The organism is Pseudomonas azotoformans, from assembly GCF_900103345.1.
Classification (GTDB): Bacteria; Pseudomonadota; Gammaproteobacteria; order Pseudomonadales; family Pseudomonadaceae; genus Aquipseudomonas; species Aquipseudomonas azotoformans.
Genome location: NZ_LT629702.1, coordinates 3,265,744 through 3,290,542, shown reverse-complemented (window position 1 = coordinate 3,290,542; position 24,799 = coordinate 3,265,744). Strand labels below are relative to the sequence as shown.

The window sequence follows — 24,799 nt, the reverse complement described above, 5'->3', positions numbered from 1 at the left end:
GTCATGTTTACGTGACATCAAAGGGCTGGGTTAAACACCCTCCTCAATCTGCGCTCATACCCGATCCGCCCTTTATACGCCTCCCCGCTATCGACCCAACCGGCCGACAGATACAACCCCATCGCCGTCACATTGTCCGCGTCCACCGACAACTCCAGGCCCTTGATCTGCGGCCACGCAGCCAGTGCCGCCGCCGGCAGCGCCTGCAAGCACGCCTTGCCAAAACCGCGCCCTTGTTGATGCCGATTGACCTGCAACGCATGCAAGGTTGCGCTGTGTTCATCGGCCCAATGGGGCAGGCACGGTGGGCGTTTGAGCAGCAGGAAGGCCACCGGTATTTCGTCGGCGAGCAGGGCGAAGCCCTTGATGGCGCCGGGGCTGGGATTGACCAGCAGGCTGTTCAGCGCACAGTAGATATCGCCGGAATACGGCAGTTGTTCGGGATGCACTTGCAGGGTGTCGAGTTGCTGTTTCTGCGCAAGGCTCAGCGTCTCATAGGGGACGAGGCGGGTTTCCATCGGTGGTGCATCCGAAATCCTACAAAGAGGCGTGGATTCTAGCGGGTTTGCCGAGGGCGAAATTATTTTTAAGCGGGTTGTCGATTTGCCGAAGGGCCATTCGACTAGGGGTGTCTTCCGTGAGTTTTCTACCCCGAGGAGTATCGCCATGAGCACTGCCATCAACACCTTGATCGAACAATGGAAACACGCCGTCATGGCCAAGGATGTCGACAAGATTGTCAGCTTTTACGCCGATGATATCGTCGCGTTCGACGCCGTTGGCGCCCTGCAATTCAAAGGCAAGGCCGCCTACCAGGCGCACTGGAAGGCCTGCATGGAGTTCTGCCCCGGCCCCGGTATTTTCGATTTTCATGAGCTGCATATCGTTGCCGGAGAAGACAGCGCCTTTGCCCACTGGCTCGCCCACTGTGGTGGCGCCGGGCCGGATGGCGTGCTCAAGACGTGCTGGATGCGGGTCAGCGCCGGTTACCAGCGCATCAAAGGGCAGTGGAAGGTGGTGCATGAACACTGGTCCGCGCCTTTTGACATGGAAACCGGCGCCGGTCTGTTCGACCTGAAACCGTGAGCGCCGCGAACTATAGTCAGTAGTCCGAAAACGGAGAAACCCATGAAATACCTCTGCCTGATCTACAGCAACGAACAGGTGCTGCACACCTCGCCGGACAGCCCGGCAGACCCGGAGTGCTTCGCCTACGCGCAGTCCGTGCAGGCCAGCGGTCGCATGCTGGCTGCCGAGCCGCTTGAGTCGGTGAGCACCGCCACCACCGTGCGCATGCGCAATGGCAAGCTGTCGATCACCGACGGGCCGTTTGCCGAAACCAAGGAGCAGCTCGCCGGGTTCTACCTGATCGAGGCCCGCGATTTGAACGAAGCGATCCAGGTGGCCGGCGGTATTCCGGCGGCCCGGGTCGGCAGTGTGGAAGTGCGCCCGGTGCGCGAATTGAATCTCTGAACACAACAACCATAAGACTCAAGAGGTTTACCCCATGTCTACGCAACCTGCCGAGTTTGAACTGTCCATCAGCCGCGTGATCGATGCACCGCGCAGCCGGGTGTTCCGCGCCTGGACCGAACCCGCCTTGCTCCAGCAATGGTGGGGCCCCCACGGCATGACCACCCCAGAGTGCGAAATGAACCTGTGGGTCGGTGGCCTGTTTCGTACCCTGATGCGTGCGCCGGACGGTGCCGAATACCCGACCCAGGGCGTATTCCTGGAAATCGAAGCGCCCAATCGGCTGGTGTTCACCGACGCCTTCACGCCGGGCTGGATACCCTCGGGCAAGCCGTTCATGACTGCTGAAGTCACCTTCGAAGAGGTCGATGGCAAGACGCTCTACACCGCCCGGGCCATGCACTGGAGCGCCGAAGACAAACAGGCCCACGAAGCCATGGGCTTTCACGATGGCTGGGGCCAGAGCCTGGATCGGCTGGTCACGCTGGTGACCCAGGGCATGCGCGATTGACCCTCTCGGTCGAGGCCCTTTACCGCAGCGAATCACGTCGGGTGCTCGCCACGCTGATTCGCTTGCTGGGCGACTTCGACCTGGCCGAGGAAGCCTTGCACGAGGCGTTTTTCGTCGCCGTGCAGCGCTGGCCGCTGGACGGCGTGCCGGCCAATCCACGGGCCTGGTTGGTGTCGACCGGGCGTTTCAAGGCCATCGACCGTCTGCGCCGCCAGGCGCGGTTTACCCCGTTGTTGCAGGAGCAGGCCGACACGCTGGAAGCGGCTGACTGGAGCGATGAAGACGTGGAAGACGACCGCCTGCGCCTGATCTTCACCTGCTGCCACCCGGCGCTGGCGGCGGATGCCCAGGCGGCGCTGACCTTGCGTGAGATCTGCGACCTCACCACCGAGGAAATCGCCCGGGCGTTCCTGGCCACGCCGGCCACCATTGCCCAGCGCATCGTGCGTGCCAAGGGCAAGATCCGTGAGGCGAAAATCCCTTATCAAGTGCCGTCCAGGGACGCGCTGCCGGAGCGTTTGGACGCGGTGCTGCGGGTGATTTACCTGGTGTTCAACGAAGGGTATTCGGCGTCCATCGGGGCCGACCTGACCCGCGAGGAGTTGACCCGCGAAGCGATTCGCCTGGGGCGCCTGCTGCTGGAGTTGCTGCCCGAGCCGGAGGTCATGGGTTTGCTGGCGTTGATGCTGTTGCACGAGTCCCGCCGCCCGGCGCGCACCTCGGCCGAGGGTGAGTTGGTGCTGCTGGATGAACAGGATCGCTCGCTGTGGGACGCGTCGTTGATTGCTGAAGGCTGTGGGTTGGTGGAGCGCGCACTGGGCACCCGGCGCTTTGGCCCGTATTGCCTGCAGGCCGCCATTGCAGCGGTGCATGCCGAAGCGGCGCGTGCGGATGAGACGGACTGGCCGCAGATCGTCGGGCTCTACGATGTATTGCTCAGGGCAGTGCCGTCACCGGTGATCGAACTGAACCGGGCCGTAGCGCTGGCCATGCGCGATGGGCCGTTGGCGGGCTTGCAGCAGGTGGAGGGCATTCTGGCACGCGGCGAGTTGCTGGATTACCACTTGGCGCATTCGGCGCGGGGGGAATTCTGCCGGCAACTGGGGCGCGTCGAAGAGGCACGCGCAGCCTATGCAAAAGCCCTGTCGCTGACCCAGCAGGCCCCGGAACGACGGTTCCTCGAACAACGTTTGCAAAACCTGTAGGCGATGTCATTCGAGCATCTGGCTCAACATCCAACTGCCCGCCGGCCCCGGTGGGTATTGCCGCGACCAGAGCGCATCCACCGCCACCGAGCGCGGCCAGCCACGAACCTTGAGTTCAACCAGCCCGGCATTGCCAAAACGCTCCACCAGCCAGCGCGGTAATTCCGCCCAGCCGAAACCGAGTTGCGCCATCTCCATCAGCATCAGAAAACTCGGCGCCGACCACACCCGGCCTGTGGGGCGTGTTTCGTTGGGGCTGATGATGCTGGCCAGGCGCAGTTCCCGGTGTTGCTGCAAGGCTTGCGAGTCGATGTTCTCCAGGCGAGCCAATGGGTGAGTGGGCGCAACGAACAGCGCGATTTCCGTGCGTTCGGCCACGGGTGAGCGCGTCAGGTCGGGCGGGTAAATGTCCTGGGCTTCGATCAAGGCAATCTGCGCGCGGCCGCTCTGCACAAGGGCGATCAGGTCTTCGCACTCGGCGATCAGCCACTCCAGTTCAAGGTCCGGGTAGCGTTGCTCGAAGGCCTTGAGCGCGAGTTCAAAGCGTTCCGACTGGTAGGTATCGGACATGGCGATCGTGACCTTCGGCTCCAACCCCTGGGACAACTGGCTCGCTGCCAGTTCCAAACGACTGCTGGCCTCCAGCACCTGCTCGGCGCGTTGCAGCAGCACATGGCCGGCCGGAGTCAGCGTCGGCTTGCGGCTGCTGCGGTCGAACAGTGCCACATTCAGGTCAATTTCCAGGCTCGCCACGGCCGCGCTGACGGTGGACTGGCTCTTGCCCAGCTTGCGTGCGGCCGCCGAAAACGACCCTTGGGTGGCAGCCTGGACAAACGCCTGCAGCACTTCGTGGGAGGCCATGACTATCGCCTTGATCGATGGTTATTAGTTATGAAGTATCGATTCAAAGGGTAATCATGGCAACCATCGTCATTCACAGAGCACAGGTCATGAGCCCTACCAAGTCGATTACTGAACGTGTATGCCAAGCCCTGGGTTTTGAAGGCCTGGCGTTGTTGATCTGTACCCCGCTGCTGGTCTGGATCACCGGCAGACCGGCGCTGGAAATGGGTGCGGTGACCCTGGGCCTGAGCCTGCTGGCGCTGACCTGGAACATTATCTTCAACAGCCTGTTCGACCGTCTCAAGGTGCGCCTGCAACTGTCCAACGGCGGTTGGACGCGGGTGCTGCATGCGCTGATGTTCGAAGGCGGGCTGATCATCGTCGCCGTGCCGTTGATCGCGGCGTGGCTGAACATCAGCCTGATGCAGGCGTTCATGCTCGACATCGGTGTACTGCTGTTTTTCCTGCCGTACACCTATGTCTATCACTGGGGCTATGACGTATTGCGCGACACGTTTTTACAGAAACATGCCGCCCGACGCCTCGATGCGCTGCCCCGTGATCCAGTTGCTACCGTCGGCCAGCAGGACGGCGATGGCGCCGCCGATATCGTCCGGTAAGCCTGCCCGGCCTAGAGCGGTGTTGTTGGCGACCATCGTATTGAGCGCCGCATTGTCGCGCACGGCGCCGCCGCCGAAATCAGTTTCGATGGCGCCGGGCGCGAGGATGTTCACGGTGATCCCACGACCGCCCAATTCCTTGGCCTGATAGCGGGTCAGCACTTCCATCGCACCTTTCATCGACGCATACGCCGCATAGCCCGGCAGGCTGAACCGCGCCAGGCCGCTGGAGATATTGAGGATACGACCACCGTCGTTGATCAGTGGCAACAGCTTCTGGGTTAGGAAAAACGGGCCTTTGAATTGGATCGCCACCAATTGGTCGAACTGCGCTTCGGTGGTCTCGGCAAAGCTGGCGTGGGCACCGATGCCGGCGTTGTTGATCAGAAAATTGAAATGGTCCTGTGCGAAAACATCCTTGAGCAGGGTACTGACTTCGCCGACAAAGGCATCGAAGGTGCCGCTCTGGCTCACATCCAGTTGCAGCATGGCGGCGCGGCCACCCAGGGCCTGGACCTGCTCGACCACCGCTTGGGCTTCCGCCGCCGCGCTGTGGTAGGTGCCGATGATGTCGACGCCCTGGGCCGCCAGGTGAAGCGCGGTGCTTTTGCCCAGGCCACGGCTGGCGCCGGTGATGAGTGCGATTTTACGGGTCATGCTCTAGTCCTCGTGGGTGATCAGTGGGACAGAGTGTATTTATTCGCCCATAACGTGATAAACAGCGTTATACCGGAATCACTGGCCGGATAAGGCGAACAATCAAATGAACAAACTTGAGCTGCTGCGCACCTTCGTGCGTGTCACCGAACTGTCGAGTTTTACCCAGGCCGGCGAGAGCCTGGGGCTGCCGCGCTCGACTGTGTCCGAGCATGTGCAAGCCCTGGAAGAACTGCTCGGCGCGCGCCTGTTGCAACGCACCACGCGCAAGGTGCAGGCGACCCAGGACGGCCGGGTTTTGTATGAGCGCAGCAAGGATCTGCTGTCGCATATGGAGGAGCTGGAGGGCTTGTTTCGCCAGGATGAAGCGCAATTGACCGGGCGCATTCGGGTGGACATGCCCAACGTGATGGCGCGGGAATTGATCCTGCCGCGCTTGCCCGAATTCATGCATGCACACCCCTTGATCGAGCTGGAAATCAGCACCACCGACCGCCAGGTCGACCTGCTCGCCGAAGGCTTTGATTGCGTGCTGCGCGTCGGTGCGCAACCGGACCAGAGCGTGGTGGCGCGCCTGCTGTGCAGCATGCCGATGATCAACTGCGCGAGCGCGGCGTACCTGCAACGCCATGGCATGCCCGAGACGTTGGCCGACCTGGCGCGGCACCAGTTGGTGCATTACGTGCGGCCGCTGGGCGCGCGCTCGGCTGGCTTTGAATACCTGCTGGGCAACAAGGTGCACCGCGTTCCCATGGCCGGGCGCGTGACGGTCAACAGCACCGATGCCTACAAGGCGGCATGCCTGGGCGGTTTCGGGATTACCCAGGTGCCGGCCCTGGGTATCGCTGATTTATTGGCCACCGGTGAGCTGGTCGCGCTGCTGCCGGACTACCCGGCGCCGCCGCTGGACGTGTCACTGCTGTATGCCGGCCAGCGGCATTTGCCGTTGCGGGTGCGGGTGTTCATGGACTGGTTGGCCGCCACCCTGCAAGCCCACCTCTAACGCCGCGCCGACAGTTGCTGCGGCGCCAGGAACGCGTCGTGGAAGTAATCGCGCACCGCCTGCATCGCCGGGGTGAAGGCGCGCTCGCGGTGCCAGGCCAGGCCCACGCTCATCGGCGTGACGGGGTCGGTGACGGTGAGGGTTTCGATGCGCTTGCCTTCCAGGGACCAGGGTCGATGCACCAGGTCGGACAGGATCGCCACGCCGCTGCCATTGGCGACCATGCTGCGCACCGCTTCCACCGAACTGGTGCGCAGCCGCACCAGGGGCGTTTGCCCGGCCTGTTCCCAATAGCGCATGGCGCTGTGTTCGGCCTCGTCGACGGTGAGCAGGATGTAGGGTTCCCGGGCCACGTCGGCCAGGCTCACGGCGCCGCGTTCGCACAGCGGGTGGTGGCTGGGCAGCCACAGGCGGCGTTCCGAATTGAAGAGGATTTCCGAAACGATGGCCGGGTGAGTGAGGTTGGCGGTGAGCACCACCGCCATGTCGAACTGGCCATCGAGCAAGCCCTGTTCGATGGCCTGGCGCTCCTGCTCGAAGACCTCGATGGTCACGTCCGGGTGCCAGTGCTCCATGCGCTGCAAATGGTGCGGCAGGAAGTAGCCGAGTACCGTGTAGCTGGCGGCCAGGCGCAGCACGCCACTGGCGCGGTAGTCGGGCAGCGGGCTGTTCAGCGCGTCATCAACGCTGCGCAGGATCACGTAGGCACGGTTGAGAAAATGCCGCCCGGCATCCGTGAGGTTCATGCCCTGGGCCGAACGCACGAACAACTGCACGCCGAGCATGCCCTCCAACTCCTTGATCGCCGTGGTCACCGCTGACTGGGAGATGTTCAGGTGGATGGCCGCCTGGGAGATCTGGCCGATTTCGGCGGTGGCGACAAAGTAGCGGACTTGGCGCAAGGTCAGGGACATCGGCCTCTCCATAACATAGGGCTATCTGATTTTCAGAAGATGGGTCATCTGATAATAGATCTTCCCAAGGGGTCAAGGGGCAGCCTACTTTTCCAGCATCACTTAGGCGGAGCGACTTCGATGCAGGCAGTGGATTTCAACTCGGACATGGGCGAAGGCTTTGGCCCCTGGACCATCGGCGATGGCGTCGACGCGGAACTGATGGCCTATATCAGCTCAGCCAACATCGCCACCGGCTTCCACGCCGGCGACCCCGGCACCATGCGTCGCACCGTCGAGCGGGCCAAACAATTGGGCGTGGCCATCGGCGCGCATCCGGGCTTCCGCGACCTGGTGGGCTTTGGCCGCCGCCACATCAACGCGCCGGCCCAGGAGCTGGTGGACGACATGCTCTACCAGCTCGGAGCCCTGCGGGAAATCGCCCGCGCCCAAGGCGTGACCCTGCAACACATCAAGCCCCACGGCGCGCTGTACATGCACCTGGCCCGCGACGAAGAAGCTGCGCGGCTGCTGGTGCAGAACCTGCAAATCATCGAGCCGACGCTGCTGCTGTACTGCATGCCCAACTCGGTGATCTGGCGAGTGGCCACGGAACTGGGGCAGCCGGTGGTGCGGGAGTTTTATGCCGACCGTGAGTACGATCTGACCGGCTCCATCGTGTTTACCCGCAATGTGCGGGCGCTGGATCCTGCAACAGTGGCGGCGCGCGTCCTGCGGGCCTGTCAGACGGGACTTGTGCGAACCGTAGAAGGCGAAGACCTGTTTATCGAATTCGATTCCATCTGCCTGCACAGCGACACGCCGGGTGCGCTGGAACTGGTGGAAGCCACCCGCGAAGCGCTGGACCAAGCGGGCATCACGGTCAAAACACCACACTAAAAAATCATCGCCTTATTTTTTCGCCTGCCTTTCTACAACGATTCCAAGAGGAACAGACATGGCTGAAACGTCCCCCATCCGCTACAGCTTCGGCGGTGATGAACACCTGTTTGCCGAGGTCAGCGACAGCATGTCCCTGGAGGCCTTTTTCAAAGGCATGGCGGTGACCCGCGCCGTGGAACGCCTGGCGCTGGAAGGCGTGCTGGATGTGTGCCTGGCCAATGCATCGTTCCAGATTCGCTTTGACCCCGACCGCATCGCGCCCCATGTGCTGCTCGACGCGGTGCAGACCGCCGAAGCCCAGGCCGTGGCCGAACGCACCCTGCACACGCGCATCATCGAAATCCCGGTGCTGTACAACGACCCGTGGACGCACGAAACGCTGATGCGTTTTCGCGACCGTCACCAGGACCCCAGCGGCACCGACCTGGAATACGCCGCACGCATCAATGGCCTGGCTGATGTCGACGCGTTTATCGCAGCCCACAGCGGCGCGCCGTGGTTTGTGTCGATGGTCGGGTTTGTCGCGGGCTTGCCGTTCATGTTCCAGATGGTCGAACGCGAGCGGCAGTTGCAGGTGCCCAAGTACCTGCGCCCACGCACCGATACGCCGAAACTCACCCTCGGCCATGGCGGCTGTTTTGGTTGCATCTACTCGGTGCGCGGTGCCGGCGGTTACCAGATGTTCGGCGTGACCCCGGCGCCGATCTACGACCCGGCGCAGCAGTTGGCGTACCTCAAGGAGCACATGGTGTTCTTCCGCCCCGGCGATATCGTGCAGTTCAAACCCATGGACCGCGACGCTTACGATCAGGCAGTGGCGCAAGTGGATGAAGGACGTTTCGACCTGCGCATCCGCCCGGTGGAATTTTCCCTCGACGCGTTTCTCGCCGACCCTATCGGTTACCCGAAAACCCTGCAGGAGGCGCTGGCATGATCAAGGTCCTCAAACCCGGCCTCGCCACCTCCGTGCAGGACCTTGGCCGCGAAGGTTACTACCACCTGGGCATCCCGCCATCGGGCGCGCTGGATCAATACGCGCTGAGCGCGGCCAACCATCTGGTGGGCAACCCGGTGGGCGCAGCGGGCCTGGAGTGCACGCTGATCGGCCCCGAACTGGAATTCCAACAGGATGCGCTGGTGGCCCTCAGTGGTGCCTTGATGTCACCGCGCCTGGACGGTGAAGTGGTGCATCAGGACACGGCGTTTCAGGTGCGTGCCGGGCAGGTGTTGCGCTTTGAGTTTCCCAAGGCGGGCGCGCGGACTTACCTCGCGGTGGCCGGTGGCATCGATGTGCCGCTGGTGCTCGGTAGCCGCTCGACCTACACCCTTGGCGCGCTGGGCGGCTTTCACGGTCGGCGCTTGCAGGAAGGCGACGAGTTGCCCATCGGTGAAGCCAGTGGCACGCGGCGTGCGGGCGATAGTCTGCCGATGGCGTTGCGCCGTTCGGTGGGCGGTGACGTCACCCTGCGTGTGGTGCCGGGGCTGTATTACGAACGCCTCACGGATGCGGCAAAAAGCAGCTTTTTCGCCGAGCCCTGGACCGTGGGTTCCGAAGCCGACCGCATCGGCTATCGCTTCAAGGGCGGCAGTGCGTTGAGCTTCCAGCCACGGGAGCAGCCGTTTGGCGCGGGGTCGGATCCGTCGAATATCGTCGACAGTTGCTACCCGATCGGTTCGATCCAGGTGCCAGCGGGGTTGGAGCCGATTGTGTTGCACCGGGACGCGGTGTCGGGCGGTGGCTACGCGATGATCGGCACGGTGATCAGCGCCGATCTGGATTTGATCGGGCAGATGCAACCGAACCAGCGGGCGGGGTTTGTGGCAGTGACGCTGGAAGAGGCGTTGGAGGCGCGGCGGGTGTACAAGAAGCGGTTGAAGATAATGTCCGGGCTGTTCGCAGGATAAAACTGTGGGAGGGGGCTTGCCCCCGATTGCAGTGGGTCAGCTACAGAAAGACTGGCTGACACACCGCTATCGGGGGCAAGCCCTCTCCCACATTTGGTTCTCTGTTCACTTTTGCTTCTGTGTGGTGTCAGAAGAGTTGGGTGAATAGCCAGTAGAGGCTGCCGGAAAGCACGATGGCCGCCGGCAACGTCAGCACCCACGCCATCGCCAGATTGCGGATCGTGCGCATCTGCAACCCACCGCCATTGGCCACCATGGTCCCCGCCACACCCGACGACAACACATGGGTGGTCGACACCGGCAACCCATACATGTCCGCCGCGCCGATGGTCAGCATCGCCACCATTTCCGCCGAGGCGCCCTGGGCGTAAGTCAGGTGGGTCTTGCCGATCTTCTCGCCCACGGTCACCACGATGCGCTTCCAGCCGACCATGGTGCCCAGGCCCAGGGCGATGGCCACGGCGATCTTCACCCACAGCGGAATAAAGCGCGTGGAATTATCGATCTGTTGCTTGAACAGTTGCAGCTTGCCTTGGGTGTCGGCGTCAAAGTTGCCGACCTTGCCCTTGTCCATCAGGCGAATGGTTTCGCTGGTCAGGTACATGTCGTTGCGCACGTTGCCGACTGCTTCGGCAGGCACCTTGGCCAGGGAGCCATAACCTTTGACTTCATCACCGATCTGCCCGGCCAGGGCGGCGAGGGCGGGGACCAGTTGCGGGGTGGCTTCCTTGGTGCGCACGTAAGTGGAGAGGATCGGTCGTGGGTCGCCGGTCAGCGCTTGCGGTGCGCTTTTCACCAGGGCTACTTGGGTGACTTCGGCCACGGCGGCGAATTGCAGCGACTGCTCGGCCGGCATGGTGCGGTTCAGCGCGTAGGCCATCGGCAAGGTGCCCACCAGGATCAGCATGATCAGGCCCATGCCTTTTTGCCCATCGTTGGAGCCGTGGGCAAAGGACACGCCGGTGCAGGTGGCGATCAGCATGCCGCGGATCCACCACGGCGGCGGGGTATCGCCTTTTGGCGCCTTGTACAGCGCGCGGTTCTTGACGAAGGCGCGCAGGGCCAGCAACAGCATCGCCGCAAACGCAAAGCCGATCAGCGGCGACAGCAGCAAGGCGTAGCCAATCTTGATCGCCTGGCTCCAGTCCACACCGCTGGTGCCGTCACGCCCGTGCATCAAGGCATTCGCCACGCCCACGCCGATGATCGAACCGATCAGCGTGTGGGACGACGACGCCGGCAAGCCCAGCCACCAGGTGCCAAGGTTCCACAGGATGGCGGCGATCAACAGGGCGAAGATCATCGCGAAACCGGCGGAAGACCCCACCTGCAGAATCAGCTCCACCGGCAGCAACGCAATGATGCCGAACGCCACCGCGCCGCTCGAAAGCAGCACGCCAAGAAAGTTGAAAAAGCCCGACCACACCACGGCAAAATGCGGCGGCAGCGAGTTGGTGTAAATCACTGTCGCCACGGCGTTGGCGGTGTCGTGGAAGCCGTTGACGAACTCGAAACCCAGGGCGATCAACAGCGCCACGCCCAGCAGCAAAAACGGCGTCCAAGTGGTGAGCTGGGCGCCCATTTCGTGCATGTCATGCATCAGGCTGTAGGCGGTGAACAACAGGCCCATGGCGAGCACGGCAAAGAAGATGATCACTGTCACCAGGCTGGGTTTCTTGTCCAGCCTGGGTTTGGGGGCAGCGGGTGAGGCGTGGGGGGAGGCAGTCAGGGAAGGGGTGGCCATGCCGGGGCATCCAGTGTGGGGAGGATGTCGTTCATAGTCATTGCAGAATGTTACAGAGATGCTGCCATAGGTCAGTGTTTGATGGAATTGGGATAGCCGCTGATCCTGTATACGCCGCAGAAACTATGTGGGAGGGGGCTTGCCCCCGATAGCGGTGGGTCAGCCAGCTTATTTGTAGCTGACCCACTGCAATCGGGGGCAAGCCCCCTCCCACTTTTTCAACTGCGTTTCAGTTCAGTAGTCTTTGCGCTTCCTGAAAGCCCAACGCCCGGCGATCAAGGTAAAGGTCGCCACCAACGCTACCAGGATCCAGAAGCCTTCCGGGTCTTGGGAAAGCGGCACCCCGCCCACGTTCATGCCGAAAAAACCGGCGATGATGTTGATCGGCAACGCCAGCACCGTCACCACGGTAAGGGTGAACAGCGTGCGGTTGCTTTGCTCGTTAAGGTTGGCGGCAATTTCTTCCTGCAACAGCTTGATGCGTTCGCCCAGGGCCATCAGGTCGTTGATGATCAGCGCAAACTCCTCGGTGGATTTGCGCAACTCCTTCACGTCTTCCTTCTGCAGCCACTGTGGCGGCCGGTTGAGCAGGCGCAGCAGCGAACCCGGCTCCAGCGCCAGCAGGCGTTGCAGGCGCACCAGCACCCGGCGCGCCGCACCGAGTTCGGCGCGGTTGGTGGACAGGCGTGACGAGAGTAATTGATCCTCGATATGGTCGACGCTGATGCTGGTCTTGCGCACGATTTGCGTCAGCACTTCACCCTGGTCACGCAGCAAGTGCACGAGCAAGGCCAGTGGCGAGCGGAAGCTTTCACCGGCCTTCACCGATGAGCGCAGCTTGTCCACTGAGTGCAGCGGTTGCAGGCGTGCGCTGATCAACAGGCGACTGCGCGCGCACACCCATAGCGTGGAAATATCCGACGAGACCATGCTGCTGAAGTTGAAGACCACGTCGTTGACCACCGCCAGCAAGGCTGAGTCGACGTGTTCGATGCGGGTGGAGCGCGAGCCTTCATGCAGGGCTTCGAAGAACTCTTCCGGCAGATCCAGATGCGCCTGCATCCAGCGTTCACATGCGGCGTGGGCCAGGTTCAGGTGCAACCACAAAAATTCGTCCGGGTCGGCCGGTTGGCGCAAGGCCTGGAGGGCCGTGGCCGAATCGATCTGCTCGCCCTTTTCACCGGGGCGAAAACGGAAACCGTAAAGCAAGCCGAACAGGTCGGAGTCCTGGTGGCTGTGGTCGATGCTGTGGTTCATGAGGGCTCGCAGGAAAAGCGCCTGTAGGAGATTTCACAGGTTCGCATGCGCGAATCATTGCAAGGGGATTTGACAGTTTTGTGACGGTTTTGGATTTATTTCGTTGCGGTGACATTTATTTGACCGCCTGTCAGGAACCGTTCAAGAAGCCTCTGGCCCGGCCGATTCAAGGCATTAAGACCCGCTGTGGATGGGCGGTGCTTTTGATGACAGGGACGTCGCCGTGTGTATGCACCACTTCCCTGTATCGAGGCTTTTCCCCGATGAATGTTTTGCGAACCTCCTTGAGAGCACAAATCCTGTCGCTGCTCGGTGGCAGCCTGTTGGCGATGCTGTTGATCGCCCTGGCCTGTTTCAACTTCCTGTCCAATGGGGTGCAGAGTTATCGCAGTTTGATCGATGGGCCATTACTGACCTCGCAACTGATTGACGAGGCCAACCTGCAATTCAAGGTGCAGGTGCAGGAATGGAAAAACGTCCTGTTGCGCGGCAAGCAGCCTCAGGACATGGAGAAATACTGGGGCCAGTTCCAGGAGCGCCAGCGCGATGTGCAGGGCATTCTCACTCGGCTGGTCACCCAGACCGGCAGCGATCCGAGCCTGAGTCGACGCATCGAAACCCTGCGCCAGGCGCACCAGCAACTCGGTGTGGCTTACCAAAAGGGCCGTGATGCCTATGTGGCAGCAGGGGGCGATGCCACCGCGGGCGATACGGCGGTGAAGGGCGTAGACCGCGCCGCCAGTGAGCAGATGAGTGCGCTGGTCAGTGACCTGCGTGAACAAGGCAGCCAGCAATCCAAGGCCATCAGCGCCTACGCCGAGCGTACCGTGCTGGTGGGGTTGGCGATCATGTTGCTGTCCGGTGTGCTGATCGGCTTGTTCAGCCTGTGGTTGATCAACCGCAACCTGATCCTGCCGATCCGCAGCCTGATCGACTACGTGACGCAACTGAGCCACGGTCGGTTCGCCGAGCGCGTAGCCAGCCGTCGCCAGGATGAGTTGGGTCACTTGGCCGCCGCCGCAAATACCTTGCGCGACTTTCTTGCCGAAACCTTCAGCCGCTTGCAGCGCAGCGCTACCGACCTGGTCGGCGCCAGCGGCGAGTTGAACGCCATCGCCGGGCAGATGGCGACGGGCACTAACGATCAATTCAACCGCACCGACCAAGTGGCCACGGCCATGACGGAAATGTCGGCCACCGCCCAGGAAGTCGCGCGCCATGCCGCCAGTGCTTCCCGTGCGGCAGACGAGGCGGACCATTCGGCGCGCGAAGGCGGTGAAGTGATGAAAGTCACCATCGCCACCATCGGCCAGATGCGCAACGAAATCCTCAACACCGGCACGATCATCCGCCGCCTGGAAACCGACAGCGTACGCATCGGCAAAGTGCTGGAAGTAATTCGTGGCATTGCCGAACAGACCAACCTGCTGGCGCTCAACGCGGCGATTGAAGCCGCGCGTGCAGGCGAAGCAGGGCGGGGCTTTGCGGTGGTGGCTGATGAGGTACGCAGCCTGGCGCAACGCACGGCGGCGTCGATCATCGAGATCAACGGGATTATCGAGGCGGTGCAGACCGGGGCGGTGGACGCGGCTGAAGCGATTGTGAGCGGCCAGTCGTGCAGCGATGAGAGTGTGGAGAAGGTCACCCAAGCCGGCGCGATGCTGGCTCACATCACCCAAGCGGTGGAGGCGATTCGCGACATGAACCGCCAGATCGCCACGGCAGCGGAGGAGCAAACGTCGGTGGCCGAGGACATCTCGCGCAACATCACGCAGATCACCACGGTGGCAACGGCCAACCTCGACAATGTGAAGCGCACCGAAGCGGCGAGCCAAAACCTGCGTGGGTTATCGAGTGAGTTGAATGAGGTGACGGCGCGTCTGAGCGCCTGATCAGGCTAATGCCAACTGTAGGAGCGAGCTTGCTCGCGAAGAACTCATAGGCACCGCGTTTATCCAATGTTCACGCGTTATCGTTGAGTTTTTTTGCGAGCAAACTCGCTCCTACAGGGAGGATTGTTTAAGTTTAAATCAAGTATCGAGCTTGTCTTCCAGCACGGCGCCAGTCTTGGCGTCGAGCTTCACTTCAAACTTCTTGCCAGCGGTGTCGGTCAGTTCGACTTCGTAGACCAGCACGCCACTGTTGTTGTGGTCCAGCTCGGTGTCATTGATGGTGGCGCCTGCATGTTTGGCCAGGGCAGCCGCGTTGAGTTTTTCGAAAGGCATCACCGCGCCGGACTTGAGCAGGCCTTCAATGTGGTCCGGGCGAACATCCGCCTGGGCCAGGCCGGCGGTCAGGGTCAGGGCGGTAGCGGCGAACAGAGCGGTCAAGGTTTTCATGGTGTGTGTCCTTCTTCGGTGAGCTGTTTAAGTGGCGCCAGATTAACCAGCGCAACTTAATTCACCCTTAATTGATTCAAACAGTTGCGCAGTTTGTTCAATCCTCCAGACGCGGGGGATTTCATGCTGGAGGCTCACTTGAGGGGAGACTCGGTATGAAGCGGTTAGTGAGTTGCGTCTATGCGCCTGTATTCCTGTTCGGTTTTATCGGCTGTGGGCTTTGGCGGCCGCACGCGCTGATTCTGCTGTTCGTGATCGCGGTTGCAGTGTCATTCCTGGCAGAGCAGTGGTTGCCCTATGAACCGCAGTGGAATCGCAGCCTGGGCGATCGGCGCCGCGACACCGTGCACGCGCTGGTCAACGAAAGCCTGAATGCCCTGGGGTTGTTGATTCTGCCGGGGCTCACCGCGTTACTGGCGTTCGACGGTGTCTGGCCGCGCGGTTGGCCGCTGTGGGAGCAACTGCTGATGGCCATTGTGCTGGCTGATGCCGGTATTACCTTGATGCATTACGCCAGTCACCGCATTGCGCCGCTGTGGCGTTTGCATGCGGTGCATCACAGTGTGCAGCGGCTTTACGGTTTCAACGGATTGATGAAGCACCCCTTGCACCAGATCCTGGAAGCCACGGCCGGGTTGCTGCCGTTGATCCTGCTGGGGATTCCCCTGGACGTGGCGCAGTTGCTGGCGCTGGCGATTGCCCTGCAATTGCTGTTGCAGCATTCCAATGTGGACATGCGCCTGGGGCCGTTGCGTTGGGTGTTCGCCTGGGCGCCGGTGCATCGGTTTCACCATATGAAATATGGCCGCGCCGGGGATGTGAATTTCGGGCTGTTCCTCAACCTGTGGGACTGGCTGCTGGGTACTGCGTTTTACCGCGAGGGTTATCGCATGGGGGCGGGGGATCTGGGGATTGGCAGTCGACCGGATTTCCCGGTGGACTACGGGGCACAGTTGCGTGATCCGTTCAGGCCGGTTGCCTTGAGCAAGGAGCCGTCACTGCCGGACGAATTACGTTAACAGTTCAACGTCCAGCTGGCGCAATGAAGCTGCTGCCGTGACCCCAAACAGCTGCTTCATGGTCCGTGAGAAATGCGCTGAGTCGGCAAAGCCGGCACCGTGAGCGGCTTCGGTCAGCGTGCCACCGGCGAGGGCCAGTTGCAGGGCGATGCGCAGCCGTCGCCACAGCACCAGGCGACGCACGGGCAGACCGAGTTGATGGGCGAACAGCCGCTCCAGTTGGCTCAAGGACAGGTGCGCGGCCTGGGCCAGAGCCTGGGCTGAGACCTTGCCGGTGAGTTGTTGATCCAGTGCGCAGAGCGCTCGCTCCAGACGTGGGTCCTCCAGGCTGCGTCGGGGGAGTTGATGCAGTGCATCCTGGGACAGGTCTGTGTGCAGCAATGGTGCGATATCAAACATGGCGGGTTCGGCGTACAGCACCGTGACTTCACCTTGAGCGTCAAGAATGGCGTGGGTCTGGCGCGAAGGGATAAACAGGCGGTGGGCCGTGGTGATTTGGCCATCAAGGCTGACCGTGAACGGTGAGCCTTTGGAGACCATCAACTGATGGGCGTAGTGCGCATGGGGCGCGGTGCGCCCCAGCTCGCCGACGATCAGGCCGTAGTCACGCCCCAACCACAGGCGGCCCGACCATTCGGCGGTCACTCAGTACTTATAGTCGTTCAGCAGGTCTTGCACGCTGGACGACGGCCAGCGCTTGTAGAACTTCAGCAATTCGGCGGCGCGGTTGGTGAAAATGCCATCGACGCCGGCCTTCATCACTTTGTCGAAGTCCACCGGTTCATCCACGGTGTAGACGTGCACCAGCAGGCCCTTGTCGTGGGTCAGCTTGTTCATCTCGGGTTTGACCAGGTCCGAATAGCTCTGGTCGCCGTGGTTGGTCAGCTCGGCCGATGGGCCGGTGCCGATGGCGCCGAGGCTCTTGGCTTCGTCGACCCATTTTTCGAACTCGGCGGCATCCTTCGGCTCCTGCTTGGCGTAGTAGGCGGCCTTGGTCGGTTCGCCGGACTCCGCGAAGGTCTGCTTGTTTTTCGGCTCGATGCTGCCTTCACCCACCCACAACAGCAGGATCTTCGGGGTGTTGGGCATTTCTTTCTGCAGCTCTTTGAGGCTGGCAACCTCGAAGGTTTGCAGCACCACGCGGCCCTTGCCCTGGCCGACGCCGGTGTTGCTCTTGCCCAGCTTGGAACCGGCGGAGCTCAGCCAGCCTTTGTCCAGCAGCTTGTTCTTCAGGTCGGCTTCGATGCCCGGGAATTGCTTGGGCTCCTTGGTTTCGATGTACAGGCCGGGTTTGTGCGACGGGTTGCCTTCGGCGATCTTGATGATGTCGTCCAGGCTCTGGATTTTCAGGCCAACGAAACCTGGGCGTGCGCGGTCCGGATAGGCGGCGTTGAACCAGCTGCCGGCGTCGAGGGTTTGCAGTTCTTTCCAGGTGAACTCGTTGGCCGGGGCGTCCTTGCGGTCGGGGAACTTGGTGGCCACGTCGGTGGTGCGTTGCAGGTTGTTGTCGTGCAGGGCGAACAACACGCCGTCCTTGCTGCGCTGCAGGTCCATTTCCAGGTAGTCGGCACCCAGGTCGCGGGCAATTTTGTAGGCCGCAGCGGTGGACTCGGGAGCGTCGTAGGAAGCGCCGCGGTGGGCGATCACGGCCGGGTACGGAATGCCTTCGTTGGTTGCCAATTCAGCCGGGCTGATCGGGTCGGCAGCCTGCGCCTGGCCAAGGCCGAGCATCAGGGCGAGCAGCAAGGCACTCTTGGTAAACGTGACAGGCATATGCGAAGTCCTTTCGTGGAGGTAGCTTTGAGAAGGCCTCCTTTTTAACAATTGATTGCGAAAGGCGCTATCACCAAACCGACATTAACGTGCTCACGCCTCAATTTTCTGCGTTTTTTTTGCAGGCATTGCAGTACTCTTGCCCGAAGCTGCCCCGTTAGAGGGCGGTACTTTGTGCCACGCGTGTAAACCATCTTTCCAGTCCCTGTGGGACTTTTCAGTGAGGTTTACCATGCGCATCACCTCCGAGCTTATCTGCCAGGCCGCCGACCAACTCCACGGTTTTGTTGGCCTCAACCGCAAGACTGGCCAGTACATCGTGCGTTTCAGCGAAGACTCCTTCGGCATGGACGTGGCCGACGACGGCATCATCCCCACCGCCGAATTCGTCTGGCTGCCGGCCCCGGAACAGACCATGACCCTGTCCCGCGAGCGTATCCAGTTGCTGCTGGACCAGAACATCGACGACCGTATCAACATCACCGAGCCGCTGCGGGTGTATATGCGGCGGGTGGAGATTCCGCAGATCAGTGCGTTGCGCAGTCTGGTGAGCTAGCTCGCCTCGAAGCTGTAAGCCCGTTCGACTTTGCACACCCGTGTCTGGAACGCCGAGTACCAGGTGGTGCGCCCCTGTTCGCGTACCGCACGGTGCTCGGCCTGCTGCTTCCAGGCCAGGATCGCCGCCTCGCTCTCCCAATACGACACGGTAATGCCCAACCCGTCTTCCCGTGCTGATTCCACGCCGAGAAATCCCGGTTGTCCGCGCGCCAGTTCGAGCATGCGGTTGGCGGCCTGGCCGTAACCCTGGTCGCCCTCGGTGCGCAGTGAACTGAAAATCACCGCGTAGTAGGGCGGGGCAGGTGTGCGGGCGATCATGCCGACACCGCCTGGCAAGCCTTGAGCAGGGCAATCGCCAGGGGTGGGGTGACGCCTTTCAGCGCAGCGCGCTCGGGTTGGAACAGCGTGGCGACGAAGAACGGGTGGTCAAGCAACTCCACGGACCGCAGATCGCCCTCCGAGTCATGGCCGCTGGGGATCAGGTCGCCTTCCAGCAGGGCGTCGAGAAACTCGAGGTTCACGCCGTAGCGGCAGCGGTAACCTTCCTGCAGGTCAAGGGTGTCGTAGGCCTCGGCGATGCGCGTGTACGGCACCAGGCGCACGGTGTCGGTGGCTTCCACCAGCGCACAACTCAGTGGCGTGATCACGGCGCGCTTGGCGTGCGGCGCGAGTTCGCCATGCTCGGCATCCTTCCAGCCCAGCACGTTGCGCGCATATTCCAGCACCGCGTGCTGAAAACCGCCGCAAGTGCCGAGGAAAGGTCGGCGTTGCTCGCGGGCAAAACGGATCGCCCGCAGTGCGCCATCGGTGTCGCGGTAGGGGCTGGCGGGGACGCACCAGAAACCATCGAAAGTGTGCAATGACTGGGGCAGGGCATCGGTGTCGAGCCACTGGACATGGACGCTCAGCCCAAGGATTTCGGCGGCCTGTTGCAAGGCCACGGGGATGGCTTGGTGCGCGATGACATCGGGGTTGTAATCGCCGATCAGGGCGAGGTGCAGTGGCGTGGTTTTCATCCTGTACATCCCATGGCTTGTGGTGTCCTGGGGCGCACTATAGATTGGCGTTCGCGCAATCAATATTGGCGTTTACCCACATGCTCAATGCAGCTACGCACTATTCACTGGATTACCCTGATTTGTCGCTGATCCTCGCCCTGGTGCGTGGCGGCACGCTCGCACGGGCGGCAGCGTTGTTGCGGGTGGATGTGTCCACGGTGTTCCGCGCGGTGCGGCGCCTGGAGGCGGCGCTGGGCCAGACGCTGTTTGAAAAAAGCCGTGCCGGCTACCTGCCCACCAGCCTGGCGAGCAACCTGGCGCAACAGGCCGAGCGTGCCGAACAGGCCCTGGAAGCAGCGCGTATTGGTGTGGAGCAGGGCGGCGAGGTGATCAGCGGCACGGTGCGCCTGACCTGTACCGACTCCGTACTGCAAGGGTTGCTGTTGCCGGCCCTGGCGCAGTTCATGCCGCACTACCCGGCACTGACCCTGGAGCTGAGCACCTCGAATGATTTCGCCAACCTCAGCCGCCGCGATGCGGATATTGCCCTGCGTCTGACCCGCACGCCGCCGGAACATCTGGTGGGCCGGCGCCTGGGCAATGTGGCTTATCAGGTGTGCGCCAGCGCGGATTTTGCCCGTCAGCATGCGGGCCGTGAGTTGGTCGACCTGCCTTGGGTCGCCCCGGATGACTTCCTGCCCGACCACCCCACGGTCGCCTGGCGGCGCGAGCAGCTGCCCGGTGTGCGCCCCAGTTATCGCTGCAACAGCATGTTATCGGTCACCGAACTGGTACGGGCCGGGTTGGGCGTGGCGGCCTTGCCGGACTTTCTATTGGGCGACGGCCTGCAATCGCTCGGCCCCGCGTTGGCAGGGCATGACACCGCGTTGTGGCTGCTCACGCGCCCGGACTGCCGAGCGTTGCGCTCGGTGGTGACCCTGTTCGATGAGCTGGGGCGGCATGTGCGATTGCCTTAGGTTTTTCGCACAAAGTGCTCATGCATTTCGCAGGTCAGGCTTTCAATGTGCTCAGTCAGTTGTTTGGTCATTTCCGTGAGCCGGGTGTTCTGTTCCAGCAGTTCCAGCAACTGCTTGGTGGTCTGCGCCGCCTGGGCCTGGCGCTCGGTGTTGGCAATCGCCAGGGCTTCGCGGTGCTGCGCATCGGCATCGGACTGTGCCTTGTCGCGGGCGGCCTGGCGGGTCTGGGCCAGCAGGATCAGCGGCGCGGCGTAGGCCGATTGCAGGCTGAACGCCAGGTTGAGCAGGATGAACGGGTACACGTCGAAATGCGTGATGCCGGTCATGTTCAGCACCACCCACAACACCACGATGGCGGTTTGTGCGCCGAGGAAGGTCGGCGTACCGAAGAAGCGTGCGAAGGCTTCGGCCTTGAGGGCAAAGGTGTCGTTGCCGAAGGTCGGCGCCAGATGGGCGTGAGGGCGGTGGAAGCGCAGGTGGTCGACGGGGGCGGCTGCGGGCTTTTCTGGAGTCATGGCGGGCTCGGATCTCGTGCTTGAAGACAAGTCAGCACTATAGACCGAGCCCCCGGCACTCCGTATGAAGATCGGGTCAGTTGCCGCGACGCTCGTTGGCGAACGCACTCACCGCCTGCACCGCTTCACTGGTGCCTTGGCGAATCTGCAGGATCACCGTACCGGCCTGGTTGGCCATTTCAACACCCTGGGCCGCGCGGTCGCGGGTGGCGTCCATGCTGTCGATGGCTTGTCGGGTTTCAGCCTGAATCATCGCAATCATGCTGGAAATCTCCGTGGTGGAGCCGCTGGTGCGCGCCGCCAGTTGCCGGACTTCGTCGGCCACCACGGCGAAACCACGGCCTTGTTCGCCCGCCCGTGCGGCCTCGATGGCGGCGTTGAGGGCCAGCAGGTTGGTCTGGTCGGCGATACCGCGAATGGTGTTGACGATGGCAGTGATCTGCTGCGAGCGATCACCGAGCTTGGCGATCAGTTGCGAGGAATCGTCGATGTCCGCAGAAATTTCGCGCATGCCATTGGCCGTTTTCTGAATCACCTCGGCACCTTTTTCTGCCATGTCCTGGGTGCTCAAGGACAGGTGATAGGCCTGGGCCGCGCTCTGCGCGTCTGCCGCATGCTGTTGCACGCGGGCGGTGATATCCGTGGCGAACTTCACCACTTTGCACAGCCGCCCGCTGGCGTCGTACACCGGGTTGTAGTTGGCTTCGAGCCACACGACCTGGCCGTTTTTGTCCACCCGCTCGAACTGGCCGTTGAACAGTTCTCCCTGGTTCAGGCGTTTCCAGAAGTCGCTGTAGGTCGGGCTGTTGACCAGCGCCGCGCTGCAGAACATTCGGTGATGCTGGCCCTGGATTTGCGCCAGGGTATAACCCATGCGCTGCAGGAAGTTGGCGTTGGCGGTGATGATGGTGCCGTCGAGGTTGAACTCGATCACCGCCATGGCGCGGCCGATGGCGTCCAGCTTGGCATTGGTTTCGCTTTCGGCTTGCAGGCGCGGGGTCACATCCATCGCGTACTTCAACACCTTAGTCACGTGGCCCGCGTCATCACGCACTGGGTTGTAGCTGGCTTCCAGCCATACCGACTGGCCATCGGCGGCCACCCGTTCAAAGGTGCCGGACTGGAATTGGCCATTGCGCAGATTCGACCACAGCTGATTGTACTCAGGGCTGCGGGTGTAGGCCGGGGAACAGAACATTCGATGGGGCTGGCCCTCGACCTGCTCGGCGCGGTAGCCCATGGTCTGGAGGAAGTTGGCATTGGCCCGCAGCACATTGCCTGACAGGTCGAATTCGATCACCGCCATGGAGCGCTCGATAGCGTCCAGCAAACTGGCCTGCTGGGCGACGGTGTGTTGCAGGGTGTTGATGGTTCTTTTATGCGTGTTGAATAGCATGTGCGGTGCTCGGGCAAGCAGACTCTGGAGTTTCCTTGGATATGCGCCTGCCCCCGTAAGGTATACGCCCTACGGTTGACTTGCTCATTGCCAGCTTCCTTGTGCTGACAGAGGGGTGGGACAACGGGTTCAGAGTGATCAGCCTGACAAGAAGTTCGCCCTTGTGGGAGGACCTTTTTTGGGTAGGCGACCAGTGGTGGCATTATGCTTTCTTACCGCATGCCGGCAGCAAGATTCAGACGGGTAGTCGTAGGACAACTTCAGGCGGAATGGGCGATCACTTCTTCGCTGACATTGACCCGGTTGCGCCCGGTGTCCTTGGCGGCGTATAGCGCGCGATCCGCGGCATTCAGCCACATCGCGGCATCGGTGAAGTAGGGTTGGAAATCCGCCAGGCCGATGCTCAGGCTGACCCGCAGTTCGGGGATCTGCGGGTTGCGGTAATTGCTGAAGGTTTCGCGCATACGTTCCATGACCAGGGCGGCCTGTTCCAGTGGCATCTGCGGAAGAATCACACAGAACTCATCGCCCCCGTAACGCCCGGCCAGGTCGTTGTCCCGCAGGTTGCGCCGCAACTCCAGGCTCAACTGCCGTAATACCGCATCGCCGACGATATGACCGTGGGTGTCGTTGATCTGCTTGAAGTGGTCGATGTCGATCAAGGCAATGGTGGCGTGGCTTTGCTGTTGCTGGCACTTGTGGAACTTGAGGTGCAGCAGGTCCTTCCAGGAGCCGTGATTGAGCAGCCCGGTGAGGCTGTCGGTGCGGCTCAGGGCGCTCAGGGCACGCTTGTGTTCGGACAGTTTGATTGCCAGTTGATAGCAGACCATGCCGATGGCCATGGGGTAGAGCGTCAGCATCGGCAGGCAGGTGTAGACCTGCAGCAGGCTGACATCAGGGTTGAACCGGATACCGAACAGCGCCCCGGCTACGCCGATTCCGAGCCCTTGTGCGCACAGGCCACGCAGGAACAGGCGCTTGCCGCCGGCGGCGACGTTATTCATGGTCATCATCGACAGAATGGTCACTGCCGTCAGTGGCGTGAACTGCGTGGCAGCGGCCCAGAAGCCGCCGAGCAGCGAGTCATACAGCAGGTTGCGTTGTTCGGCCTGGTAGGGGTATTGCGAGCGGGTCGACAGTTGATACGCCACATGCGCCCAGGCAAACCCGTTGAACAGCAGGAGTGCCCACACCCAGCCTGGCATGGCGAGGGGGTAAAGGGCGCCGCTGACACTGATGCAACCGATGGCAAGGCCGATGATCCTTGGCTTGTAGATACGCTTGGCAAATGAAAGCCCTTTGCCTTGTCTGTTTTCCATAAATTCCTGGGGCAGCTGTTTTTTTACAGATACGGTGGCGCGCGTTCGCTGGATCAACCGTTGATCGGATAATGACTGTGAATATTGTCAGTTATTCGCGTGAGAATAATCAGTGTCCTTCCAGGCCATTTGCGCAAAACAGAGGGCGAATGCGTCAAAAACGACCTGGAATGTCGCGCACGCAACAGGTTTTTTAAGGTTGGCGGGGGGCGGTGACTTCGTAGCCGGCGAGGAACAGGTCGATGGCCGACTCGATCACACTGGCCTGATTGGCTGCATCCAGGGTGGGTTGGCCGAGGGTAATCTGTGGCCAGAAGGCAAACGCCTTGAGCAGGCTCTGGATCTGGTGGGCGGCGAAGGCAGGGTCGGAGCAGTTGAGCCGGCCGTCTGCCTGGGCGGCGCGAACCCATTGGGTGAAGCCTTCTTCGCGCTGGCTCAGGCGGGTGACCATGTCTTGCGCACGCTCCGGCGAATGGATGGTGGCGGCGATGGCGACGCGGGCGAGGTCGAGGAAGTTGGTGTCCGACATCATCTTCATTTTCGCCTCCAGCAACCCGCGCAGTTGTTCGCGCAACGGGCGGTCGCTGGCGTAGCTGACGTCAAGTTGGGCGACGCTGCTGGCCCAGAGTTGATGAAGAATTTCAGCGAACAGTTCTTCTTTGCTGGGGAAGTGGTTGTACACGGTGCGCTTGGATACGCCGGCGGTGGCGGCGATCTTGTCCATGCTGGTGACCTCGAAACCGTTTGCGCGAAACTCGGCGATGGCCGCTGCCACAATGGCTTCGCGTTTACGGTCGGTGAGGCGTTGAGGGGCAGTCATGGGTGGCGCTCGGCTCTTGAAGGAAAATTACACTCGGTAGTTTACTTGCTCCGGATTTTGTTGCAATCTTG

The 24,799-nt window shown here is 61.8% G+C and carries 27 protein-coding genes and 3 pseudogenes; 14 read left to right on the top strand and 16 right to left on the bottom strand.

Features of this window, described 5'->3' with window-relative positions; all coding sequences use genetic code 11:
- Positions 1 to 17: 17 nt before the first annotated feature.
- Entirely contained in the window at positions 18 to 518 is a 501-nt protein-coding gene (locus BLR69_RS14715) for a GNAT family N-acetyltransferase (RefSeq protein WP_071496620.1), read from the bottom strand.
- 148 nt (positions 519 to 666) lie between these two features.
- On the opposite strand from BLR69_RS14715, the gene BLR69_RS14710 reads away from it, so the two are divergent.
- From BLR69_RS14710 to BLR69_RS14695, 4 genes are read left to right on the top strand one after another with little or no spacing between them, the layout of a single operon-like run.
- Positions 667 to 1,086, top strand: a complete 420-nt coding sequence (locus BLR69_RS14710) for a YybH family protein (RefSeq protein ID WP_071496621.1) — start codon at positions 667 to 669, stop codon at positions 1,084 to 1,086.
- A 42-nt stretch (positions 1,087 to 1,128) separates the two neighbouring features.
- The gene (locus BLR69_RS14705) at positions 1,129 to 1,473 is read left to right on the top strand and encodes a YciI family protein (protein ID WP_016978318.1); all 345 of its coding nucleotides are present in this window, start codon (positions 1,129 to 1,131) and stop codon (positions 1,471 to 1,473) included.
- Positions 1,474 to 1,507: 34 nt separating this feature from the next.
- A complete protein-coding gene (locus BLR69_RS14700; RefSeq protein ID WP_071496622.1) occupies positions 1,508 to 1,984 on the top strand; it encodes an SRPBCC family protein in 477 nt (158 codons plus the stop codon).
- On the top strand, positions 1,981 to 3,189 hold the full coding sequence (locus BLR69_RS14695) for an RNA polymerase sigma factor (protein ID WP_071496623.1): 1,209 nt from the start codon (positions 1,981 to 1,983) through the stop codon (positions 3,187 to 3,189). The genes BLR69_RS14700 and BLR69_RS14695 overlap by 4 nt, the downstream gene beginning before the upstream one ends.
- Positions 3,190 to 3,195: 6 nt before the next feature.
- Here the strand turns inward: BLR69_RS14695 and BLR69_RS14690 are convergent, their stop codons facing one another.
- Positions 3,196 to 4,050, bottom strand: coding sequence for a LysR family transcriptional regulator (locus tag BLR69_RS14690; protein WP_071496624.1), 855 nt, complete (start codon positions 4,048 to 4,050; stop codon positions 3,196 to 3,198).
- A gap of 89 nt (positions 4,051 to 4,139) precedes the next feature.
- Here BLR69_RS14690 and BLR69_RS14685 point away from each other — a divergent pair, with 89 nt between their 5' ends.
- Positions 4,140 to 4,652 carry a multidrug/biocide efflux PACE transporter gene (locus BLR69_RS14685; RefSeq protein WP_071496625.1) on the top strand — a complete coding sequence of 171 codons (513 nt, stop codon included), beginning with the start codon at positions 4,140 to 4,142 and terminating at the stop codon, positions 4,650 to 4,652.
- Here BLR69_RS14685 and BLR69_RS14680 read toward each other — a convergent pair.
- Entirely contained in the window at positions 4,551 to 5,309 is a 759-nt protein-coding gene (locus BLR69_RS14680; protein ID WP_071496626.1) for an SDR family NAD(P)-dependent oxidoreductase, read from the bottom strand. The genes BLR69_RS14685 and BLR69_RS14680 overlap by 102 nt on opposite strands.
- A gap of 106 nt (positions 5,310 to 5,415) precedes the next feature.
- On the opposite strand from BLR69_RS14680, the gene BLR69_RS14675 reads away from it, so the two are divergent.
- On the top strand, positions 5,416 to 6,312 hold the full coding sequence (locus tag BLR69_RS14675) for a LysR family transcriptional regulator (RefSeq protein WP_071496627.1): 897 nt from the start codon (positions 5,416 to 5,418) through the stop codon (positions 6,310 to 6,312).
- Here the strand turns inward: BLR69_RS14675 and BLR69_RS14670 are convergent.
- Positions 6,309 to 7,226 carry a LysR family transcriptional regulator gene (locus BLR69_RS14670; protein WP_071496628.1) on the bottom strand — a complete coding sequence of 306 codons (918 nt, stop codon included), beginning with the start codon at positions 7,224 to 7,226 and terminating at the stop codon, positions 6,309 to 6,311. The two genes, BLR69_RS14675 and BLR69_RS14670, sit on opposite strands and share 4 nt — an antisense overlap.
- A 120-nt stretch (positions 7,227 to 7,346) precedes the next feature.
- Between BLR69_RS14670 and BLR69_RS14665 the strand changes: the two genes are divergently transcribed.
- Genes BLR69_RS14665 through BLR69_RS14655 form a run of 3 tightly spaced genes read left to right on the top strand, consistent with a single transcriptional unit; the run spans position 7,347 to position 10,013 of the window.
- Positions 7,347 to 8,105, top strand: coding sequence for a 5-oxoprolinase subunit PxpA (locus BLR69_RS14665; RefSeq protein WP_071496629.1), 759 nt, complete (start codon positions 7,347 to 7,349; stop codon positions 8,103 to 8,105).
- A gap of 58 nt (positions 8,106 to 8,163) precedes the next feature.
- On the top strand, positions 8,164 to 9,042 hold the full coding sequence (locus BLR69_RS14660) for a 5-oxoprolinase subunit B family protein (RefSeq protein WP_071496630.1): 879 nt from the start codon (positions 8,164 to 8,166) through the stop codon (positions 9,040 to 9,042).
- Positions 9,039 to 10,013, top strand: a complete 975-nt coding sequence (locus BLR69_RS14655) for a 5-oxoprolinase subunit C family protein (RefSeq protein ID WP_071496631.1) — start codon at positions 9,039 to 9,041, stop codon at positions 10,011 to 10,013. Before BLR69_RS14660 ends, BLR69_RS14655 begins: the two co-directional genes overlap by 4 nt.
- Before the next feature lie 127 nt (positions 10,014 to 10,140).
- Here the strand turns inward: BLR69_RS14655 and BLR69_RS14650 are convergent, their stop codons facing one another.
- Together BLR69_RS14650 and BLR69_RS14645 are read right to left on the bottom strand one after the other, a co-directional pair.
- A complete protein-coding gene (locus BLR69_RS14650) occupies positions 10,141 to 11,757 on the bottom strand; it encodes an inorganic phosphate transporter (protein ID WP_071496632.1) in 1,617 nt (538 codons plus the stop codon).
- Positions 11,758 to 11,991: 234 nt separating this feature from the next.
- Positions 11,992 to 13,014: a transporter gene (locus tag BLR69_RS14645; RefSeq protein WP_058423173.1), complete on the bottom strand. Its 1,023-nt coding sequence runs from the start codon at positions 13,012 to 13,014 to the stop codon at positions 11,992 to 11,994.
- 206 nt (positions 13,015 to 13,220) lie between these two features.
- Here BLR69_RS14645 and BLR69_RS31535 point away from each other — a divergent pair.
- Together BLR69_RS31535 and BLR69_RS31530 are read left to right on the top strand one after the other, a co-directional pair.
- Positions 13,221 to 13,973, top strand: a pseudogene (locus BLR69_RS31535) (methyl-accepting chemotaxis protein); the annotation flags it as partial.
- A gap of 165 nt (positions 13,974 to 14,138) precedes the next feature.
- Entirely contained in the window at positions 14,139 to 14,906 is a 768-nt protein-coding gene (locus tag BLR69_RS31530) for a methyl-accepting chemotaxis protein (protein ID WP_408003532.1), read from the top strand.
- 138 nt (positions 14,907 to 15,044) lie between these two features.
- Here BLR69_RS31530 and BLR69_RS14635 read toward each other — a convergent pair whose 3' ends face one another.
- Positions 15,045 to 15,353 carry a PepSY domain-containing protein gene (locus BLR69_RS14635; protein ID WP_071496634.1) on the bottom strand — a complete coding sequence of 103 codons (309 nt, stop codon included), beginning with the start codon at positions 15,351 to 15,353 and terminating at the stop codon, positions 15,045 to 15,047.
- Between the two features lie 155 nt (positions 15,354 to 15,508).
- On the opposite strand from BLR69_RS14635, the gene BLR69_RS14630 reads away from it, so the two are divergent.
- Entirely contained in the window at positions 15,509 to 16,372 is an 864-nt protein-coding gene (locus tag BLR69_RS14630) for a sterol desaturase family protein (protein ID WP_071496635.1), read from the top strand.
- Here the strand turns inward: BLR69_RS14630 and BLR69_RS14625 are convergent.
- Positions 16,364 to 17,017, bottom strand: a complete 654-nt coding sequence (locus tag BLR69_RS14625) for a helix-turn-helix domain-containing protein (protein ID WP_071496636.1) — start codon at positions 17,015 to 17,017, stop codon at positions 16,364 to 16,366. The genes BLR69_RS14630 and BLR69_RS14625 overlap by 9 nt on opposite strands.
- Positions 17,018 to 18,145, bottom strand: a complete 1,128-nt coding sequence (locus tag BLR69_RS14620) for a glycerophosphodiester phosphodiesterase family protein (RefSeq protein ID WP_058423170.1) — start codon at positions 18,143 to 18,145, stop codon at positions 17,018 to 17,020.
- Positions 18,146 to 18,377: 232 nt separating this feature from the next.
- On the opposite strand from BLR69_RS14620, the gene BLR69_RS14615 reads away from it, so the two are divergent.
- On the top strand, positions 18,378 to 18,701 hold the full coding sequence (locus tag BLR69_RS14615) for a DUF2025 family protein (protein WP_032891062.1): 324 nt from the start codon (positions 18,378 to 18,380) through the stop codon (positions 18,699 to 18,701).
- Here BLR69_RS14615 and BLR69_RS14610 read toward each other — a convergent pair.
- Both BLR69_RS14610 and BLR69_RS14605 read right to left on the bottom strand, forming a co-directional pair.
- The gene (locus BLR69_RS14610; RefSeq protein ID WP_071496637.1) at positions 18,698 to 19,021 is read right to left on the bottom strand and encodes an antibiotic biosynthesis monooxygenase family protein; all 324 of its coding nucleotides are present in this window, start codon (positions 19,019 to 19,021) and stop codon (positions 18,698 to 18,700) included. The genes BLR69_RS14615 and BLR69_RS14610 overlap by 4 nt on opposite strands.
- The gene (locus BLR69_RS14605) at positions 19,018 to 19,719 is read right to left on the bottom strand and encodes a CTP synthase C-terminal region-related (seleno)protein (RefSeq protein ID WP_172832130.1); all 702 of its coding nucleotides are present in this window, start codon (positions 19,717 to 19,719) and stop codon (positions 19,018 to 19,020) included. Before BLR69_RS14605 ends, BLR69_RS14610 begins: the two co-directional genes overlap by 4 nt.
- A gap of 80 nt (positions 19,720 to 19,799) precedes the next feature.
- On the opposite strand from BLR69_RS14605, the gene BLR69_RS14600 reads away from it, so the two are divergent.
- On the top strand, positions 19,800 to 20,678 hold the full coding sequence (locus BLR69_RS14600; RefSeq protein ID WP_071496639.1) for a LysR family transcriptional regulator: 879 nt from the start codon (positions 19,800 to 19,802) through the stop codon (positions 20,676 to 20,678).
- On the opposite strand, the gene BLR69_RS14595 is transcribed toward BLR69_RS14600, so the two are convergent.
- The 5 genes and pseudogenes from BLR69_RS14595 to BLR69_RS14580 all read right to left on the bottom strand — a co-directional run bounded on the left by BLR69_RS14595 (position 20,675) and on the right by BLR69_RS14580 (position 24,728).
- On the bottom strand, positions 20,675 to 21,193 hold the full coding sequence (locus BLR69_RS14595) for a DUF1003 domain-containing protein (RefSeq protein WP_071496640.1): 519 nt from the start codon (positions 21,191 to 21,193) through the stop codon (positions 20,675 to 20,677). The two genes, BLR69_RS14600 and BLR69_RS14595, sit on opposite strands and share 4 nt — an antisense overlap.
- Positions 21,194 to 21,269: 76 nt before the next feature.
- Positions 21,270 to 21,707 (bottom strand): annotated as a pseudogene (locus tag BLR69_RS31525) (methyl-accepting chemotaxis protein); the annotation flags it as partial.
- A gap of 159 nt (positions 21,708 to 21,866) precedes the next feature.
- Positions 21,867 to 22,499 (bottom strand): annotated as a pseudogene (locus tag BLR69_RS31520) (PAS domain-containing protein); the annotation flags it as partial.
- Positions 22,500 to 22,849: 350 nt separating this feature from the next.
- On the bottom strand, positions 22,850 to 23,908 hold the full coding sequence (locus BLR69_RS14585) for a diguanylate cyclase (RefSeq protein ID WP_071496642.1): 1,059 nt from the start codon (positions 23,906 to 23,908) through the stop codon (positions 22,850 to 22,852).
- 193 nt (positions 23,909 to 24,101) lie between these two features.
- Positions 24,102 to 24,728 carry a TetR/AcrR family transcriptional regulator gene (locus tag BLR69_RS14580; RefSeq protein WP_071496643.1) on the bottom strand — a complete coding sequence of 209 codons (627 nt, stop codon included), beginning with the start codon at positions 24,726 to 24,728 and terminating at the stop codon, positions 24,102 to 24,104.
- Positions 24,729 to 24,799: the final 71 nt, after the last annotated feature.